Genomic DNA, 18,001 nt, shown 5'->3' on the forward strand with positions numbered 1-18,001 from the left:
CGCTAGTAATCTATCAATTTCGTCTAGATTTACATTACGATCACTGTTAAACTAAACCTACATCTTATTTAGGAGGACAACATGAAAACGTTTAAATGGGCAGTAATCACTTCTCTGCTATTGGCTCTTGTTTCCATCGTCCCTGGACATTCTTCGGCAAAGTTCCAATTCTCGGATATCTCTCCAAGTAAGGAGTACTATGAACAAGTTCATTACATAGCCGAACTTAAAATCGTCAACGAAGCGGATAAATTTAATCCTGGTGACAAATTGAAGCGTGCACACGTAGCAAAGATGCTCGTTCTTGCTTCAAACAATCAAAACTTCTCTGCTCCAGATATGCATTTCAAAGATTTAAAATCAGGTACAGAGCAATATGATTTCGCCAGCAAAGCTGTTGCATTAGGATTCTTACAAAAGCAACCCGATGGTAGTTTTAAGCCTAATGAATATATTAAACGCGAAGAAATGGGCTATGCCCTATCAAAGGCTTTCAAACTATCAGAAGAAATTAGTGTCGAAAAACCACTCATGTTGAGAGACATGAAATCCCATGAGTATGCCAAGGAAATTAACGGTCTGTACTATGCAGGTGTAACTCAAGGTGACGCGGGTAATTTCTTGCCAAACGACTATTTGACTCGTTCACAATTCGCATTATTTGTCGCACGTGCATTAAACGATACGTATAAACTACCCGTAAAACTACCAGAACAAACATCTCGCACATACTTTGCAAAAGTTGTGACCGGCGGGGACGTATTAAATGTCCGCCATCTTCCAGCTGTCACAGGCAATGTCATTCATAAGCTGAATGATGGTGAAATTGTTGAAGTCATTGGACAAAGCGGAGATTGGTTAGTAGTCCTTGTCGATGGCAAGAACGGTTATATCCATGGTAAGTATACGAAAGAAGTAACAGTAGATACACCTTCAGACGGTGATGTGGCAATCGACACACCTGAAGAAGAACCTGAAGTTGATGAACCAGTTATAGAAGAACCTGAAGTGACGGAGCCTGAAGAAGAGGTTGATAACACCCCTTCCCTATCCGGGTTAGTCGGAAAAGTGACAGCTTCAAGCCTCAACATAAGAAAGACCCCTAGCACATCAGCTGCCATTATTGGAAAGCTGTCTGCAGGCCAGAAAGTCGAAGTCCTTTCACTTAACGGTTATTGGGCAAAAATCAAAACTTCAAGTGGTACAGGCTATATTCATAAAAACTACTTAAAGCTTACTAATCAAACCGGAAATCCCCTTAAAGGAAGAATTATCGTCATCGATGCCGGCCATGGAGGAAAAGATCCAGGTGCATCGAGTAATAAACTGACGGAAAGCACAGTTACTTTGAATGTTGCCAAAAGAGTGGAAGCTAAATTGAAGAAAGCCGGGGCACAAGTATTGATGTCTCGCTCAAACAATACGTACCTAACATTAGAACAGCGTACTGACTTTGCCAAAAAGAATTTTGCAGAAACATTCGTCTCCATTCACGTAAATGCCGCGGGCTCTACAGCTGCGAAAGGGACGGAAGTGTATTACGACTCTTCCACAAACCCTAACGCATCAGAGAGTAAACAATTGGCAAATAAAATTCATAACAGCATTCTAAAAGGTGCTAATATGGTGGACAGAGGAGTTCGCGATCAACGGTTCTACGTTATCCGTAATAACAATGTTGCAGCAGTATTAGTAGAATTAGGTTTCATTACAAATTCTGATGACTTCAAAAAGCTTTCAAGCGATCAATATGCAGAGATTTACGCTGAAGCAATCTATCAAGGACTTGTACAATACTATTCAGCTAATTGATAGAGTATGCCGGAAAGGAGATAATTCTTCTTTCCGGCTTTTTTCATCTATCAATCTATAAGTTTACAGAAAATTAATTTGTTCTTTATTTTTGATAATGGTACACTTAAATTGAACTTATTTTCATCATTATTCCATCTTTGTTTATTATTTTGAAATAATGGTGGATAAAAAAGAAAAGGGAAGGTGTCCTATGTCAAAGAAATATTTCAAAGGTGTTGCGGCATCCATGCTTCTATTTAGCGTGGCCGGTATTACACCAGTAGCAGTATCAGCAGAAGAAGCTTCAAAAGACTTTTCAATGACGGTTTTCCACACGAATGACACGCACGCTCATTTGAAAGACATTTCGTATTTTTCCGCATTATTAAAAGCAAAGCGTGCTGAAACTCCGCACAATGTTCTTCTGAATGCTGGTGATGTTTTCTCTGGTACATTATATTTCAATGAATTCCAAGGTCAAGCGGATCTTGCATTCATGAACTACTTTGGTTATGATGCGATGACTTTCGGTAATCATGAGTTTGACCTTGGTTCATCAGAAGATGGTCATAAGGCTCTTGCTGAATTCATAAAAGGCGCTAAGTTCCCATTCGTTTCAGCTAACGTCGATTTCTCTGCAGACGCTAACTTTGAAGGCTTACAAACGAAAGGAATTGCTGCAGAACCGGAAGATGGAAAGATCTTTAATGGTATTGTAAAAGAAGTGAATGGTGAAAAGGTCGGTATTTTTGGTTTAACAACAAAAGAGACTGAGGACATTTCAAGTCCGGAAAAGATTACGTTCACGAATTATATTACAGAAGCAAAAGAAGCTGTTGCAGCATTTGAAGAAATAGGTGTCAATAAAATTATTGCACTTACTCATATTGGTTTCGATGATAACGCGGCAGTTGATAATGACCAGGAATTAGCTAAGAACGTTCCAGGCATCGATATTATTGTTGGCGGTCACACGCATTCAAAATTAGAGGAGCCTAAAGTGATTGAAGGGACTTCTGGTCCTGTCATCATTGTACAAGCTGACCAATACCATAATGTCCTTGGTCAATTAGATGTCACTTTTGATGAAAATGGTGTCGTAAAAGAATTTAACGGTGTCCTTCATACTGTTGACACAAAAGAAGGAGAAAAAGATCCTGAAGCAGAAAAGATGTTACAACCTTTCTTCGAAAAAGTCGAAGCCACTATGACATCACCGACAGGAGGAGTAGCTGAAGTATTTTTAAGCGGTCTACGTGGTCTCGGTGGTGTTCGGGCAGGTGAAACAAACCTCGGAAATATTATTACAGATGGCATGCTTGGAAAAGCGAAAGAAATTGACCCTGAAGTTACAATTGCATTTCAAAATGGTGGAGGCATCCGGTCTTCCATCGACAAAGGAGAAATCACTTTCGGTGAAGTTTTGACTGTCCTGCCTTTCGGGAATAATCTTGCAATTATGCAATTAAGTGGGGCCGAAATACGTGAGACATTTGAGCATTCCTTAAAAGAATATCCAAAAGAAAACGGTGGGTTTTTACATGTTGCTGGCATGAAAGTAGTCTTTGACGGAACCGCAGAACCGGGTAAACGTATTGTCTCCTTGAAAATCAATGGAGAAGAAGTTGAAGCAGACAAAATGTACAAGGCTGCAACAAATGTCTTTACCGCTAGAGGTGGGGACGGCTTTGAAGCATTAGGCAAAGCATATGAAGAAGGACGTGCAAGTGAACCTGGTTTTAGTGACTGGGAAAACCTTGCGGATCATGTAAAATCGCTCAACAAAATTCCCACTGGACTTGAAGGACGAATTATTGCAACTGTGCCTTATAGTGATGTAAATGAAAATCACTGGTCATACGCATACATTTCCGATTTATACTATCGTGATATTTTAACTGATGACGCCACTTTCAAACCTGGAGAACAAATCACTCGTGCAGAAATGGTTTCTTGGATTGTTAAAGCACAAGATTTAAAATCTACTGGAGATGCACCTTTCTCTGATCTTGATGGACTATCTGATGATTTGAAGACTACTATTGCAGCAGCTTACGAGAATGGCATCATTAAAGGAACTGACGGCAAGTTCATGCCAAATGATAAAGTGACACGTGCACAATTTGCATTGATTCTTGATCGCGCTCTCGAAAAGTACACAGGCGAAAAATACACAGCAACAGAAAAAGCACCTTACTCCGACTTCGGTAAGTACTCTGAAGACGCGGTAAATGCAATTTCCATGTTGCATGATTATGGCATTGCTACAGGCTATGAAGGTAAATTTATGCCTGAACAATTTACAACACATCAGCAAGCAGCTAAAATCATTTCAAACTTCATCTATGCGACAAAGCAAGTGAAAAAGGCAGAATAATAGTAAATAGAACCTCATCCGTGTTAGTGCGGATGAGGTTCTATTTAGTTTGCAGACAAGCCTACTTGTCTTTCAACCCATGCTTCATTAAAATTCACTGCACTTCCCGCTTCACTTAATGGGACGACAATGAATTTCCGGTTTTTATCACGACTGACGGCTGTCGGATAAAATGAAGCAGGACCAGTCGTTATCTGCGTACGCCCAGCGACTACGTTTTTAAATACTTGAACTTGTGCAATTCCTCCAATATTAGTGGAATCAAATTGCTGGGCAGAATAAAAATTCCCTATAGAGTAAAATACTTTTGTCTTTCCAATTTCGGTATACGATTGCAACACATGTGGATGATGGCCAAAAATGATGTCCGCTCCCGCACTTGCAAGTATGATTGCAAGCTCCTTTTGCTTTTCGGAAGGTTGTAACGCATATTCATTCCCCCAATGCACAGAGACGACCGTGAGATCTGCCAGCATATTCATATCCTGAATGTCTTGCTCTATCCGTTGCTTGTCAGTTAGCGAAACCATATAGTCCTTTCCAGCAGGAGTCGGCATTCCGTTCAAACCATATGTGTAAGCGAGTATACCGACTTGAATGCCATTCACTTCAACAATACGTTTCGTCTCACTGTCTTTTTCTGACTCATAGGCGCCGACATACGGCATATTGTATACTTTCATATTTGCAATCGCTCGTAACAAACCTGCACCTGTTTGATCCATCGTATGGTTATTTGCAATTGACAGCATATCGACGCCATTATTTTTCAAGTCTCTAATTATATGTTTTGGGCTATTGAATAGTGGATAGCCAGACAAGCCAAGTTCAACTCCACCAGGCAAAGATTCTTGATTAGCGAGAAGAAAATCGATGGACCTCATTTTGTCCTTCACAGCCGCAAATGAAGGATTGAAATCTGCATATGTGTAGAGCGGATTGTGTAACAGAATATCTCCAACCATTCCGATTGTGGCTACAGATGAATGCATTTTGATATCAAGCTTCCCCGGCTTGCATTTCAGTGGTTCAAAATTAGCTACAGGCTCTATTACTTCCTGTTCAGAGCAACCTGCACATAATCCTATGAGTATCATAAGTAAAACTACCATCCATCTCAATGCACTATCCCCAATCTACGCACTTGACGTATATTCCTATTTTTCCATTATACCCCACAACCAATAATGTGGATAGACACACAGCAAAACGAGTGCCTAAGATTGAAGGCACTCGTTTTGTTTTATATGTTAGTTATACACGGAATCGACTTAATTCTTGTTGTAAATCTTCAGCGAGCTTTGCCAAACCATATGAACTATCCGATATTTCCTGGCTCACTGCCAACTGTTCCTCGGTTGCTGCGCTCGTATCTGCCGCAGCGTCATTCGCTCCAATGCTCAGTTCACGGATTTCACCAGAACCCCTCATCACTTCATCAGCCATCGCCTGGATTTCTTCGATTGCAGCTGAAACCGTTTCAATTTTCTCCGCTACATCCCCAACAGCTCCCTGGATTTACTGGAATACTTGATGGGACTGCTGTGTTGCGTTAATGCCTTCATCTACACGTGCGCTACCTGAACTAATCGAAAGAACAGCACGTTTTGAAGCTTGTTGAATCATGCTCACCATTGTCGCAATCTCAGAAGCTGATGTTTTTGACTGTTCAGCAAGATGGCGGACTTCTTCAGCGACTACTGCAAATCCTTTACCGGACTCCCCTGCACGCGCCGCTTCGATTGCTGCGTTGAGTGCCAACAGATTAGTCTGTTCAGCAATACCGGTAATTAAAGAAGTAACCTTCTGAATTTCATTCGAGTGGCTTTCCATCTCTTCCATGATTGCAGAAGACTCCCGAATCGTCGAATGGATTGTCCCCATCTGATTCGATACTTCGTTAATGGAGTCTGAGCCTTTGATTACGAGCGCGGAAACTGCTTCTGCGGAATGGAGCATTTGCTCGTTGTTTGTAGCTATTTCAGAAACACCTAATGTCAATTCAGTCATTGAGGCTGCGGCTTGTTCAGTTATCTGTTTTTGTTGTTCACTGCTTGTCAATTGAGATTCGGCAGTTTTCGCGACCATTTCAGACGATGCAAGACTTTCCTGCGAACTTGCTGATAGTTCTTCAGATTGTGCGGCTAGTTGCATCGTCGAATCGCTGATATGCCTAATCATGTTGGCAACATCTCCACCCATTTTATTGAATGCAGTTGCCATTTCACCAATTTCATCTTTGTTTTTCACAACAAGCGGGTCGATTGAAAAATCTCCAGCTGCAATGGAATTTAAACCTTCTGTAACAACCTTTACTGGACGCGCAATACTTCTGCTAATGACAGTAGAAATTATGATTCCAACAATTAATGAGAAAACAATAAGTCCGATATCGAATATAATGACACCGTTCATTACTTTTTTAATCTCACTCAACTTATCTTCCATAATCGTATGCTGAGCATCTTTAATCATTTCTGCTCGATCTAAAACGATATTTCCTACGTTTGATGAAGTTTTGCCGAGATTGATTGCCAGACTTTCCTTCCCAGCTCGGGAATTGGATAAAATTCCTTCTTGTATTTCTTCAAATGTTTTCATTGAATCTTCAAGTGCTTCATAATGATTGCGTACTGATTCGAAAACAATCATCTTGTCCAACTCTGCTAATAGTTCATGTGACCGTTCAATATTTGCAATACGGCTATCCAAATACTTTTCTTCTTTGTACAACATATATCCTCGCACATCATTATGTATTTCTATTTGTTTGAGGATGAATTCATCAACGATATCCACTTTCTTCACTTCTTCATTTAACAATGACTGGTATCTGCTATTCATGTCAACAGCTGTCCAGAAACTTAACGCACCGACAATAACTAACAGGACAAGAATCGCCCCAAAGCCGCCCCATAATTTCTTTGATACAGACCTACCCATATTCACAGTTCCCCCTGTAAGCCGATATCGTTCAATTCACATCACACTTCTACCGACTTTTTATGTATTCAAATAATAATATGCAAGCCTATAGACTTATTCATATATATATTACTAATTATTTATTATACCATTACTTCTATACTATACAATAGAGACTTACCTAACTTCTTTATGTATTAAAAAAACAATAAAAATCCACTAGCCTGAAATTCAGCTAGTGGACAATCCATTATTATTTCTTTGTTTTATTCGCAATTTCCATTGCACGGTTTGTGCCTTCTGCAGCTTTATCTAACACTTCCTGCGGATCATTGCCTTGGTACAATTCTTCCAGAGCCGTTACGATCTGTTGACGGGATTCCGGAAATACGGAAATGAGCGCTCCTTGCGTTGCAAGTCCTGGTACAGTGTCTTGAAGCTGATCGACTGTCACTTTGAATTGCGGGAACTCTGCCCATTTCTCTTTTACGTTCTCTTCATCATATGCTGCCGGGTTGATGGCGAAATAACCTGTGTCAAGGTGCCATTGTGCTTGGACTTCAGGCGTTGCCATGTATTTCATGAACTCCCATGCCGCTTCCTGCTCTTCCTCAGCGATGCCCTTTGACATCCATAGTGAAGCACCACCGATGACAACACCATTGCGTTGCACTTCATCTGCATAGGGAATATAAGCAACACCGACTTCAAATGGTGAGTTATTGATTGCTGCTGCAACACCTGCGGAAGAGTCCATATACATAGCGACTTTTTCAGTAGAGAATGCAGAACGGATGTCATCCCAAACTGTTCCAAAGTTTCCGAAAGTACCTGCTTCGTTCATATCATTCAAGAAATTGAAGACATTCAGACCTTCAGGACCGTTGAACAACGCTTCTGTTGCGTCACCTGATCGTCCGTTGTCTTCGTTAACGTATAAACCACCTTGTGTCGCTACAAGCTGCTCGAAGAACCAGCCGTACGTCAACATTGAGAAGCCTTTCATATCACCTGTCGTCAATTTCTCTGCTGCTGCAATTACTTCAGAGAACGTTCCAGGTGCTTTCTCTGGATCAAGACCTGCCGCTTTGAATGCATCTTTATTGTAGATCATAACTGGAGTAGACGAGTTAAATGGCATTGAATAGAGCTCACCATCTACTTTATAGTAGTTCAAGATATTTTCTTCCAACTGGGAGAGATCATAATTATCTTTGTCGATGAATGACTGCATCGGCTCGATATACCCACTATCAATCATATACTTCGTTCCGACTTCAAATACTTGTGTGATGGCAGGAGCATCTTTCGTTCCGCCGACACCACGTAATTTTGTCAATGATTCTTCATATGAACCTTGATACTCAGCTTTTACTTCATAGTTATCTTGAGATTCGTTAAAACCTTTGACAAGCTTGTCAATTGACTCTTGTCCTGTACCTGACATTGCGTGCCAGAACTCGATGGATACCTTTTCGCCATCGTTTGTAGTGCCACCTTTATTTCCATCTGTTGACGGTGTACTACTTTCTTTGCTGTCACTATTTGTACAAGCCGTCAAAACAGCCATTGCTAAAATAAGAATTAAAAACAACGATGATTTAAGCATTTTCCTCACTGTACATGCACCCCTTTTAATGTTGGTTTATTTACTTTAACGCACCCTTTGATAAGCCTTTTTGCAATTGCTTCTGTCCTAAGAACAGTAACAACAATGTCGGTATAATAACGACGATGACACCTGCCATGACCACCCCCCATTCTGTTGCAATTTCCTGGGACTGCAACTGCTTCAAACCGATTTGCACAGTACGTACTGATTGATTTGTTGTAATAAGTAACGGCCATAAATACATATTCCATGTCGTCAGGAAGCCGTATGCGCCTAACGTGACAAGGCTCGTCTTTGAGACAGGAAGCACGACTTTCCAGAAAAACTTGAATCTGCTCAAACCTGCGATTTGGGATGCCTCATGCAATTCTTTCGGGATTGTCAAGAAATGCTGTCGCAATAAAAACGTCCCGAATGCTAAAGCGAAGAAAGGTACTGTCAGCCCTTGATACGTGTTGTACCAGTCAAGGTTACGAATTGTAAAGACGTTCGGAATCATCGTCGCTTCCCATGGAATCATCATTGTCGAGATGAACAGGAAGAAGATGAAATCCCGGCCTTTGAATTTTAAGAATACGAATGCATACGCTGCAAGACTACAGACAATAAGCTGCCCGATCATAACACTTGCCGAAACGATAAAACTATTCAACAAGTAGTTCATAAGCGGAAGTCTGCTGAACACTTTCGTATAGTTCTCAAAGCTGAATGTCTGCGGGAAGAATTTCCCTTGGATAATTTCAGGTCCCGTCATGAATGAAATCATGAATGCGTACAGAACCGGGAAAAACACGAGTGCCGATGTAAGTATTAACAGAAAGTAAATCCATATTTTTTGTGGAAGTCCCATTTTCATTGGTAATGCACCTTCTTCTCAACAAGCTTAAATTGGAGGATAGTGACAATGAGAATGATGACAAACAATACGACAGCTTGCGCACTCGCTGTACCGAATTGATAGTTGATGAATGCTTCACGGTAAATTGAATAGACGATCAGATTTGTGGACTGTGACGGTCCACCCTTTGTCAGGATATCAATCTGCCCGAATGTCTGGAAAGCATTGATTAACGAAATCGTAATGATGAAAAATAATGTCGGTGATAACATTGGTAGCGTAATTCTCCGCAACCGGTAGAAATAACCCGCACCATCAATTCTCGAACTTTCATATAGATGCTCATCGATGTTTTGCAAACCGCCAAGAATGATGAGAAATGAAAAACCGAGATTCATCCAGATCGTCGAAATGGCAACAGACAAAAGTGCCCATTCCGGATCAAGCAACCATTGGATTTGCGGCAAGCTGAATACGCTTAGCAACCGGTTGAACATCCCGATACTCGGGTTGAACATGAATAGCCAAATGACAGAAGAAGCCGCCACTGATATCCCCATCGTCGATGAATACATCGTCCTGAAAAAGCCGATTCCCTTCAATTTTTCATTTGCCAAAAGCGCAAAGAACAACGCAAGCACGATGCCGATTGGTACCGTATAAAGAACAAATAGAACGGTAGCTTTCGTACTGTTGATAAACTCTGACGAACTCAATAAATATTGATAGTTTTCAAATCCGACATTGATAGCCGCGTTCCCATTCTGATCCGTCAGGAAAAAGCTCAAATAGATTGTGCGGAACATCGGATAAAAAATGAAAACTGAAAAAAGAATAATAGAAGGCAATAAATAAAGCACAGCTGTCCTTGCGTCAACCGATTTTCTCCAAAATGTGCTCATGCCTGCACCTCTTTGGTTGTGACGTAATTGCCGTGATCAACTGTCCGTTTCAATAATTCACCGCTTTGTCCGTCGAAAATTGAAATCGATTCGAATTCCATTCGGACAGGCAGTTGATCGCCAATGTCGATATGCCATTGGCCGCTCCATTTCGCCATCCATTCCTCCTCGCCGATTGTAAATGAAAACACCGTTTCATTTCCCAGTATTTCAACGTTCGTTACAGTCGTATGGAAGATGTCTTCCGCTTTCGTTTCGGGTGTGACAGGATAGAGATTTTCCGGACGGATACCTACTGTCATTGTCGTTGTTGGCAATTTCCCGCTTTCATCCATCGGTACTGGCAATCTGATTTCACCGCCGAGGACTAATTCGGATGTAGCTTTATCGAATTCGGCTTTCGCCAAGTTCATTGGTGGAGATCCGATAAAAGTCGCAACAAACGGATTGGCCGGATAATTATAAATGTCAATCGGTTTCCCGACTTGCTGGATTTTCCCTTCGTGAAGGATCATAATACGATCACCCATCGTCATCGCTTCCACTTGGTCATGCGTAACGTAAATCATCGTAATGCCTAGTTGCCGTTGGATTCTTCTAATTTCTGAACGCATATGTGCACGAAGTTTAGCATCTAAGTTCGAAAGCGGTTCATCCATTAGACAAATCGGCGTTTCACTGACAATCGATCTCGCAAGAGCGACACGTTGACGTTGACCGCCTGACAGTTCACGCGGCTTACGATCAAGGTAGTCAGACAAACCGAGCATCGCTGCCACTTCTTTCGCCTTTCTCCGTTGCTCCTCTTTTTTCATCCGCTTGACGTCAAGTCCGAACGTGATATTCTGTTGAACCGACAGATGCGGGTAGAGAGCGTAGTTCTGGAAGACCATCGACAGATCACGTTTATCCGGCGTCAAGTTGTTAGCCACTTTATCGCCGATTTTCAACGTGCCTCCCGTAATTTCTTCTAATCCCGCTATCATACGAAGCATCGTACTTTTTCCACATCCCGATGGACCGACTAGCACAAAAAACTCGCCAGGCTCGATCGTTACGTTTATATTGGAAATGACGTCAACTTGTTTGTCGTATGATTTCGAGACATCGATCAGTTCCACTCTTTTCATTCAATCAAAATCCTTTCCTTTAGAAGTTTTGCTCTCGATGCACTATGTAGCACTATTTAATAGAGTGCTAATGACATATTTCGACAGGAGCATTAGATAATCCTTCCTTTTTTCGTACTTTTACAATTTCTTTACATAAGGAGATAATCCATGAATAAAATAATGCTCAGTTTACTGCTCGTCCTGCTGTCAGCTTGTTCAGCAGCAACGTATACTGCACCGCTGCCTGAAGATGAATTCCTCATCATTGCACATCGTGGTGCATCTGCTTATGCACCAGAGCATTCGCTTCTCGCTTATGAATTAGCCGTGCAAATGCAGGCGGACTATATCGAGCTAGATGTCCAACAGACGCGTGATGACGAATTGATTGCGATGCACGACAGCTTTATTGTTTCTAACGGCGCCAAACGCGCAGTTTCTGACATCACCTTCCAAGAGTTAAAAGAAATACCGAGGTCTTCCGTTTATGACGGCATACTACCTGTATCGTTAAATCACGTTACAGATCCTTTACGCATTGTCAGTACTGAAGAGATTTTCGATCATTTCGGCACCGACGTTAATTACTATATTGAGATTAAAACGACTGATTCAAAGCGCGCTATTGAGAATGAACTGTTGCGACAATTACATATGTACGGTCTATTGCCTATGACGGGCGAAAAACCGAAAATTATCGTACAGTCATTCCATCCGGCTTCTTTGCAATACATTCACGCGGAAGAACCTGACATTCCGCTCATACAACTATATTCACAAAAAAAGGAATCGATGCTGACGAAAAGGCATTTGAAGAAAGTATCGGAATACGCTTCTGGTATTGGTGTTGAAAAATCCATTGTGACGAAGCCACTTGTAGAACGTGCTCATAGTGCCGGATTGCATATTCATCCGTATACAGTGAATGACAACGAAGAAATTAGAACGATGATTCAACTTGGTGTAGATGGAATTTTCACTGACGCTCCTGATGTTGCTAAGCGGATGTTGGACGAGCAGTAGAGCAACTTTAGGACGAATAAAATGATGAAGGCCCCACCTTTCTCTTTTATTGAAAGATGAGGCCTTTTTTCAAACGATTGCTTGCACTTCTTCTTTAAAGCGGTTTACGGCTTGTTCCGTATTTACGGATTGACCTAGTTCGTTCAACGTTTCACCGATTTTTGTAAGGCAATCGATGAGCATTTGCTCAGTCGTGTTCCCCATATGACCGATGCGGAAAGCTTTACCACCTAAATGCGCGAGAGCGCCCGCTACAATTACACCTTTATCGGCTAGTGCTTTTCTGAACTCCACATCCTTTACACCTTCTGGATAAAGAATGCAGCTAAGCGTAGATGCTGCCACCGTTTCTTCAGCAAGCGGCGTCATTCCGTATTCACGAAGAGCCGTTCGGACGCCTCGACCGAATGCCGCATGTCTCGTGTACCGTTTAGCTAATCCTTCATCCATGACAATTTTCATGCCTTCATCGTACGCATAGATTAAGTTCACAGGCGGTGTTGCGAAGTATTTCGATGGATCTTGCATGATTGGAATCCAGTTCTGAATATCGCTGTAATAAGCCGGTACACGGTCCATCTTCGCTCGAACATCCAATGCGGTTTGATTAAATGCAACAATCGCAAGTCCTGGCGGCACACCAATCGCTTTTTGTGAACCTGTTAAAACAACATCTATCTTGTTCCCGGCTCCACCATATTCATTGCTCATATCCTCTTCCATCGCAGCTGTCGCACATACGCCGTCTAGGATGACAAGAGCGCCGTGAGCTTTGATGACTGGCACGAGCGCATCCAAATCAGCCGCTACACCTGTTGATGTGTCTGCATGCGTAATTGTCACAGCCTTATATGTATGCTCTTGTAATTTATTTTTCACTTCTTCAATAGAAATTTGTTTACCCCATTCCGCTTGTAAAACGTCCATTTCAATTCCGAACGCTTTCCCAAGTTGTATGAATCGATCACCGAAGTAGCCATGACTTATAATGAGAATGCGTTCTCCTGCAGCGACTGTATTGACAAGCGCCATTTCCATACCAATTGTTCCCGATCCCGCTACGACAAAGACTTCCCCATCCGTCTTAAACATGTCACGAGTGTTTTCAATGGATCGCTTGTAGATTTCGACGAAACGGGGATCCGTATGACCTCTCGTTTCACTTGCCATTGCATCATAGATTGAATCTACGACAGGTGTCGGTCCAGGTATTAATAACATTTCTTCATTCCTCATATGCGATTCCCCCTTGTTTGTGTGTACATTCTTTCAATTCGCCATTACCGAGAATTAATCCTTTATTTCATTCACATAAAATGGCTTCATTCCAGAAGTTCCTGAAATAAAGCCATGTGCTGTTATTCTTTATGCTTGCCGATACACCGTTCACATTCGTAGAGTAGAGACTCTACCTTCTCCACGATTTCACACCCGCACTCTTGGCAAATTTTCATCGACTTATGCTGTTCTTCTGTTTTATTCATAAGAATCTCCTCCGATTTCATTGTAGTTTTCCGTATCCCGGTATCGTCAAAAACTCTTCAAACTCGTCATTTAACGTTAGCTCTGCGAACAGCTCACCCGCTTCTTTGTAGTGTCCTAAACGGTATTCCTTTTCACCGACTAGCGTTTTCAAGTTTTCCATTTCTTCATTAAATACTGTTTTGAACAGGTCTATCGTAATTTCCCTTCCGTCAATCAATTTCGCTTCAGGATGCCTAATCCATTGCCAAACTTGTGACCTTGAAATTTCCGCGGTCGCCGCGTCTTCCATGAGATGATTAATGGGTACCGCTCCATTTCCATTCAACCAGGAAGCGATATACTGGACACCTACATGAATATTCATGCGGAATCCTTCTTCTGTAATGCTTCCCTCTGGTACTTCGAGAAGATCGCTTGCAGTCACATGGACGTCCTCCCGTTTTCGATGAAGCTGATTCGGCGTCGGCATGTGCTTATCGAACTCCGCTAAAGCAACTGGTACGAGTCCCGGATGAGCAACCCATGTGCCGTCATGGCCGTCAAGTGTCTCCCGCCGCTTGTCTTCAGCGACTTTACGGAACGCTTCTTCGTTCGCTTCTGGATTATGACGGATTGGAATTTGTGCAGCCATTCCTCCCATCGCGAAGGCATTCCGTTTATGGCAAGTTTGGATGCACAATTGTGTATACGCTCTCATAAAAGGCGCGAGCATTGTTACTTGGCCCCGTTCAGGCAAGATTACATCGTGTTGCTTATGCAGTCTTTTAAGGAAGCTGAATATATAATCCCAACGTCCACAATTCAACCCTGCAGCGTGATCACGAAGTTCGTAAAGCATTTCATCCATCTCGAATGCTGCTGGTATTGTTTCGATAAGCATTGTCGCTTTTATCGTTCCGTTTGGAATCCCTAGCTTTTGTTGCGCGAAGACGAAGACATCATTCCATAGCCTTGCTTCCAAATGACTTTCAAGCTTTGGCAAATAAAAGTATGGACCTGTATTTCTCGCTAACAACGCAGCCGCATTATGGAATAGATACAAACCGAAGTCGAAAAATGCTCCTGCCATTGGTTCCTTGTCGATGAGAACGTGGTTTTCATCCAGATGCAAACCACGTGTACGTACGAGAAGTACGGCTGTCTCTTCATTTAACCTATATGTTTTGCCGTTTGACAGCTGGTGAAATTCAATCGTCTTGCGCACAGCATCTTTTATATTGACTTGCCCTTCGATCATATTCGACCATGTCGGGGACGTTGCATCTTCGAAGTCCGCCATAAAGGCTTTTGCCCCTGAGTTGAGGGCATTGATAATCATCTTCCTGTCGACAGGTCCCGTAATTTCCACGCGCCGGTCCTGCAAGTCTGCTGGAATTGGTGCCACTGTCCAATCCCCTTCTCGGATATGTTTTGTGTCATCCAGGAAATCCGGCTTTTCACCTGCGTCGAATCGCAGTTGTCTATGTCGCCGATTTTCCAATAACGCTTTTCTGCGTCCATTGAATTGGTCGTGCAAACAATAAAGGAACTCCAATGCCTCGGGCGTCAAAATCTCTTCCGTGCCCGCTGTCATGTTACCAGCTATATTCATATTGAATCGTATTTCTTGAGTCGCCAGAGGAAACACCCTTTCGGTAAGTTAGTTGAAATTTAGACGAACTGTGCAGTTTCCGTAGAACCTTTCATCGCAGTCGTAGACGATGTACCACCTGAAATGACTTGCGCGACTTCGTCAAAATAACCTGTTCCAACTTCCCGCTGATGACGGGTCGCTGTGTAGCCTTTGGATTCATTCGCAAATTCCGCCTGTTGCAACTTGGAATAAGCGGCCATCCCGTGATCTTTATAGTCATGTGCCAATTCAAACATGCTATGGTTTAATGAATGGAAGCCTGCCAATGTGACGAATTGGAACTTGTAACCCATCTTTCCTAGCTCACGCTGATACTTCGCAATCGTTTCATCATCCAAATTCGCTTTCCAGTTGAATGAAGGCGAGCAGTTATAAGCAAGCATTTTGCCAGGAAACTTCTCATGGATGGCATCTGCGAACCGCTGTGCTTCATCCAGATCAGGCGTGGACGTTTCACACCAGATGAGATCCGCATAAGGCGCATAAGCCAATCCTCGTGCAATCGCCTGATCCACCCCTGCCCGCGTGCGATAAAATCCTTCCGGCGTTCGTTCTCCTGTAATAAATGCGTGATCACGTTCGTCGATATCACTCGTTATCAAATCCGCTGCGTCCGCATCTGTCCGAGCAATAATGATCGTATCCACTCCTGAGACGTCGGCTGCTAGTCTCGCAGAAATGAGATTTCTCACTGCATTTTGTGTCGGTAATAACACTTTCCCGCCAAGATGGCCGCATTTCTTTTCAGATGCCAGCTGATCTTCGAAGTGGACACCCGCAGCGCCAGATTCAATCATCGCTTTCATCAATTCAAAGACGTTGAGTGGTCCACCGAAGCCAGCTTCCGCATCCGCGACAATCGGAGCGAACCAATCAAATTCGTCTGCTCTGTTTTCCGCATGGTCAATCTGATCTGCGCGTTGTAATGCTTGGTTAATGCGTTTAACGACATTCGGTACGCTATTTACGGGGTATAGACTTTGATCAGGATACATCTGGCCCGCCATATTGGCATCTGCTGCCACTTGCCAACCGCTCAAATAGATTGCTTGCAAACCAGCTTTCACTTGCTGTACCGCTTGGTTGCCTGTCAATGCGCCTAATGCATTGATGAAATCCGTTTCATGAAGTGATTTCCACAAGCGCGATGCACCCTTTTCTGCAAATGTATGGCGGATTTGAATTGTGCCACGAAGCTTTACAACTTCTTCAGCGCTGTAGCCCCGCTCAATCCCTTTCCATCTCGTGTCCTCCCGCCAGCTTCTTTCCAACTGCTCAATCTGCTCATTTCGATTTGTCATTCCAGTCCACACCTTCCATTGAATTTGTTCAACTGTTGGATTTGTGACTTTGTTACTGTTCCATAACAGTCAAAGATGTTATACATTAATATATAACAGAATATACTAACTGTCAGTGTATTACGACAAAAGGGTTTATTTTCACGATGAACGACGAAATAGACGGACGAATTCGTATGGGAGGAAGATCGATGACGATGGATAATATCGAGATAAGCAAGGAGTTTTTGAAACAGTATACTGATTTGTTAAAGGACTGGATTCCGAGGAACGCCTCTTTGGCGATTGCGATGGACGGACATTATAGTTATTATTTTTCAGGCCAACATGATATCCGATTAATAGAAGGGCAGCCGATCGCGGCAGACAGTGTGGCAGATAGGGTGTTGAAGTTGAAGCGGAAAGTTGAGCTTATACTAGATCAGACATTATCGGATTTCCCATATTACGGCATCGGCTATCCGATTGAAGTGCGCGGTAAGCTAGGGGCATTGGTTGTCATACTCCCTCCGACATATGAACAGGAGAAAATATCCGCGGTAAGTATGCTGACTGGCAAACTAGAACACGAATGGTTTCCTGTACCAATCGATAAGATTACACATATCGAAAGTTTCCAGAAGAAGACATTCTTTTACACGGAAGACGGACAATACAGCATTGCAAACACACTAAAAGAACTGACGACGCGCCTTCCACAAACTTTTTTGCGCATCCACCGTTCGTACATCGTCAACACAACATGCATCGAACGAATTGCGCGCGACTTTTCGTCGAACTTGGTCGTGACGTTGAAAGACGGCACTGAATTGCCGGTGAGCCAGTCGTATGTGAATGAAGTGCGGTGTGCGCTAGGGTTTTAGTGTGGAACAGACATATTGGTGAGATTTTCGATAGAGGCGCGCTTTATTTCTGGATAGAAATGGGCGAGCGGTGATAGAACGGGATTAAGCGGTGATAGAGTCGGTTTAAGCGGTGATAAAAGGCGGCTAAGCGGTG

At 42.6% G+C, this 18,001-nt stretch carries 15 protein-coding genes; 4 read left to right on the plus strand and 11 right to left on the minus strand.

Annotation, left to right across the window (positions count from 1 at the left end; genetic code table 11):
* Positions 1-81 precede the first annotated feature (81 nt).
* Together H9649_RS08960 and H9649_RS08965 are read left to right on the plus strand one after the other, a co-directional pair.
* Positions 82-1,812 (plus strand): N-acetylmuramoyl-L-alanine amidase, encoded by a 1,731-nt coding sequence (locus tag H9649_RS08960; RefSeq protein ID WP_191694411.1) that lies wholly within the window; start codon positions 82-84, stop codon positions 1,810-1,812.
* A gap of 193 nt (positions 1,813-2,005) precedes the next feature.
* The gene (locus tag H9649_RS08965; RefSeq protein ID WP_191694412.1) at positions 2,006-4,171 is read left to right on the plus strand and encodes a 5'-nucleotidase C-terminal domain-containing protein; all 2,166 of its coding nucleotides are present in this window, start codon (positions 2,006-2,008) and stop codon (positions 4,169-4,171) included.
* Between the two features lie 44 nt (positions 4,172-4,215).
* Here H9649_RS08965 and H9649_RS08970 read toward each other — a convergent pair whose 3' ends face one another.
* From H9649_RS08970 to H9649_RS09000, 7 genes are all read right to left on the minus strand, one after another.
* On the minus strand, positions 4,216-5,283 hold the full coding sequence (locus H9649_RS08970) for a CapA family protein (RefSeq protein ID WP_225229792.1): 1,068 nt from the start codon (positions 5,281-5,283) through the stop codon (positions 4,216-4,218).
* A gap of 142 nt (positions 5,284-5,425) precedes the next feature.
* Complete coding sequence (locus H9649_RS08975; protein ID WP_191694414.1) at positions 5,426-5,617, minus strand: hypothetical protein; 192 nt, start codon at positions 5,615-5,617, stop codon at positions 5,426-5,428.
* 72 nt (positions 5,618-5,689) lie between these two features.
* Positions 5,690-7,114 (minus strand): methyl-accepting chemotaxis protein, encoded by a 1,425-nt coding sequence (locus H9649_RS08980; RefSeq protein WP_191694415.1) that lies wholly within the window; start codon positions 7,112-7,114, stop codon positions 5,690-5,692.
* Positions 7,115-7,349: 235 nt separating this feature from the next.
* Positions 7,350-8,705 (minus strand): ABC transporter substrate-binding protein, encoded by a 1,356-nt coding sequence (locus H9649_RS08985; protein ID WP_191694565.1) that lies wholly within the window; start codon positions 8,703-8,705, stop codon positions 7,350-7,352.
* A gap of 40 nt (positions 8,706-8,745) precedes the next feature.
* Positions 8,746-9,558, minus strand: coding sequence for a carbohydrate ABC transporter permease (locus H9649_RS08990; RefSeq protein ID WP_191694566.1), 813 nt, complete (start codon positions 9,556-9,558; stop codon positions 8,746-8,748).
* Between the two features lie 2 nt (positions 9,559-9,560).
* The gene (locus H9649_RS08995) at positions 9,561-10,448 is read right to left on the minus strand and encodes a carbohydrate ABC transporter permease (protein WP_191694416.1); all 888 of its coding nucleotides are present in this window, start codon (positions 10,446-10,448) and stop codon (positions 9,561-9,563) included.
* The gene (locus H9649_RS09000; RefSeq protein WP_191694417.1) at positions 10,445-11,578 is read right to left on the minus strand and encodes an ABC transporter ATP-binding protein; all 1,134 of its coding nucleotides are present in this window, start codon (positions 11,576-11,578) and stop codon (positions 10,445-10,447) included. Before H9649_RS09000 ends, H9649_RS08995 begins: the two co-directional genes overlap by 4 nt.
* Before the next feature lie 150 nt (positions 11,579-11,728).
* Between H9649_RS09000 and H9649_RS09005 the strand changes: the two genes are divergently transcribed.
* The gene (locus H9649_RS09005; RefSeq protein WP_191694418.1) at positions 11,729-12,583 is read left to right on the plus strand and encodes a glycerophosphodiester phosphodiesterase family protein; all 855 of its coding nucleotides are present in this window, start codon (positions 11,729-11,731) and stop codon (positions 12,581-12,583) included.
* A 69-nt stretch (positions 12,584-12,652) separates the two neighbouring features.
* On the opposite strand, the gene H9649_RS09010 is transcribed toward H9649_RS09005, so the two are convergent.
* The 4 genes from H9649_RS09010 to aceA all read right to left on the minus strand — a co-directional run bounded on the left by H9649_RS09010 (position 12,653) and on the right by aceA (position 17,002).
* Entirely contained in the window at positions 12,653-13,819 is a 1,167-nt protein-coding gene (locus tag H9649_RS09010) for a pyridoxal-phosphate-dependent aminotransferase family protein (RefSeq protein WP_191694419.1), read from the minus strand.
* 122 nt (positions 13,820-13,941) lie between these two features.
* On the minus strand, positions 13,942-14,067 hold the full coding sequence (locus H9649_RS09015) for a YhfH family protein (RefSeq protein ID WP_191694420.1): 126 nt from the start codon (positions 14,065-14,067) through the stop codon (positions 13,942-13,944).
* 17 nt (positions 14,068-14,084) lie between these two features.
* Entirely contained in the window at positions 14,085-15,659 is a 1,575-nt protein-coding gene (aceB, locus tag H9649_RS09020) for a malate synthase A (RefSeq protein WP_191694421.1), read from the minus strand.
* A gap of 59 nt (positions 15,660-15,718) precedes the next feature.
* Positions 15,719-17,002, minus strand: coding sequence for an isocitrate lyase (aceA, locus tag H9649_RS09025; RefSeq protein WP_191694422.1), 1,284 nt, complete (start codon positions 17,000-17,002; stop codon positions 15,719-15,721).
* Between the two features lie 191 nt (positions 17,003-17,193).
* Here aceA and H9649_RS09030 point away from each other — a divergent pair, with 191 nt between their 5' ends.
* A complete protein-coding gene (locus H9649_RS09030; RefSeq protein ID WP_191694423.1) occupies positions 17,194-17,865 on the plus strand; it encodes a LytTR family DNA-binding domain-containing protein in 672 nt (223 codons plus the stop codon).
* The last annotated feature ends 136 nt before the right edge of the window (positions 17,866-18,001 follow it).

The sequence above is a fragment of the Sporosarcina quadrami genome (assembly GCF_014836615.1).
GTDB classification, from domain to species: domain Bacteria; phylum Bacillota; class Bacilli; order Bacillales_A; family Planococcaceae; genus Sporosarcina; species Sporosarcina quadrami.

Excerpts from the sequence above, each read along its gene's own strand:
- H9649_RS09005 (WP_191694418.1), top strand. The coding sequence starts at position 11,729 with ATGAATAAAATAATGCTCAGTTTACTGCTCGTCCTGCTGTCAGCTTGT.
- H9649_RS08980 (WP_191694415.1), bottom strand. The coding sequence starts at position 7,114 with ATGGGTAGGTCTGTATCAAAGAAATTATGGGGCGGCTTTGGGGCGATT.
- H9649_RS08970 (WP_225229792.1), bottom strand. The coding sequence starts at position 5,283 with ATGGTAGTTTTACTTATGATACTCATAGGATTATGTGCAGGTTGCTCT.
- H9649_RS08975 (WP_191694414.1), bottom strand. The coding sequence starts at position 5,617 with ATGGCTGATGAAGTGATGAGGGGTTCTGGTGAAATCCGTGAACTGAGC.
- H9649_RS09010 (WP_191694419.1), bottom strand. The coding sequence starts at position 13,819 with ATGAGGAATGAAGAAATGTTATTAATACCTGGACCGACACCTGTCGTA.
- H9649_RS08960 (WP_191694411.1), top strand. The coding sequence starts at position 82 with ATGAAAACGTTTAAATGGGCAGTAATCACTTCTCTGCTATTGGCTCTT.
- aceB (WP_191694421.1), bottom strand. The coding sequence starts at position 15,659 with ATGAATATAGCTGGTAACATGACAGCGGGCACGGAAGAGATTTTGACG.
- H9649_RS08965 (WP_191694412.1), top strand. The coding sequence starts at position 2,006 with ATGTCAAAGAAATATTTCAAAGGTGTTGCGGCATCCATGCTTCTATTT.
- H9649_RS09015 (WP_191694420.1), bottom strand. The coding sequence starts at position 14,067 with ATGAATAAAACAGAAGAACAGCATAAGTCGATGAAAATTTGCCAAGAG.
- aceA (WP_191694422.1), bottom strand. The coding sequence starts at position 17,002 with ATGACAAATCGAAATGAGCAGATTGAGCAGTTGGAAAGAAGCTGGCGG.
- H9649_RS08990 (WP_191694566.1), bottom strand. The coding sequence starts at position 9,558 with ATGGGACTTCCACAAAAAATATGGATTTACTTTCTGTTAATACTTACA.
- H9649_RS08985 (WP_191694565.1), bottom strand. The coding sequence starts at position 8,705 with ATGCTTAAATCATCGTTGTTTTTAATTCTTATTTTAGCAATGGCTGTT.
- H9649_RS08995 (WP_191694416.1), bottom strand. The coding sequence starts at position 10,448 with ATGAGCACATTTTGGAGAAAATCGGTTGACGCAAGGACAGCTGTGCTT.
- H9649_RS09000 (WP_191694417.1), bottom strand. The coding sequence starts at position 11,578 with ATGAAAAGAGTGGAACTGATCGATGTCTCGAAATCATACGACAAACAA.
- H9649_RS09030 (WP_191694423.1), top strand. The coding sequence starts at position 17,194 with ATGACGATGGATAATATCGAGATAAGCAAGGAGTTTTTGAAACAGTAT.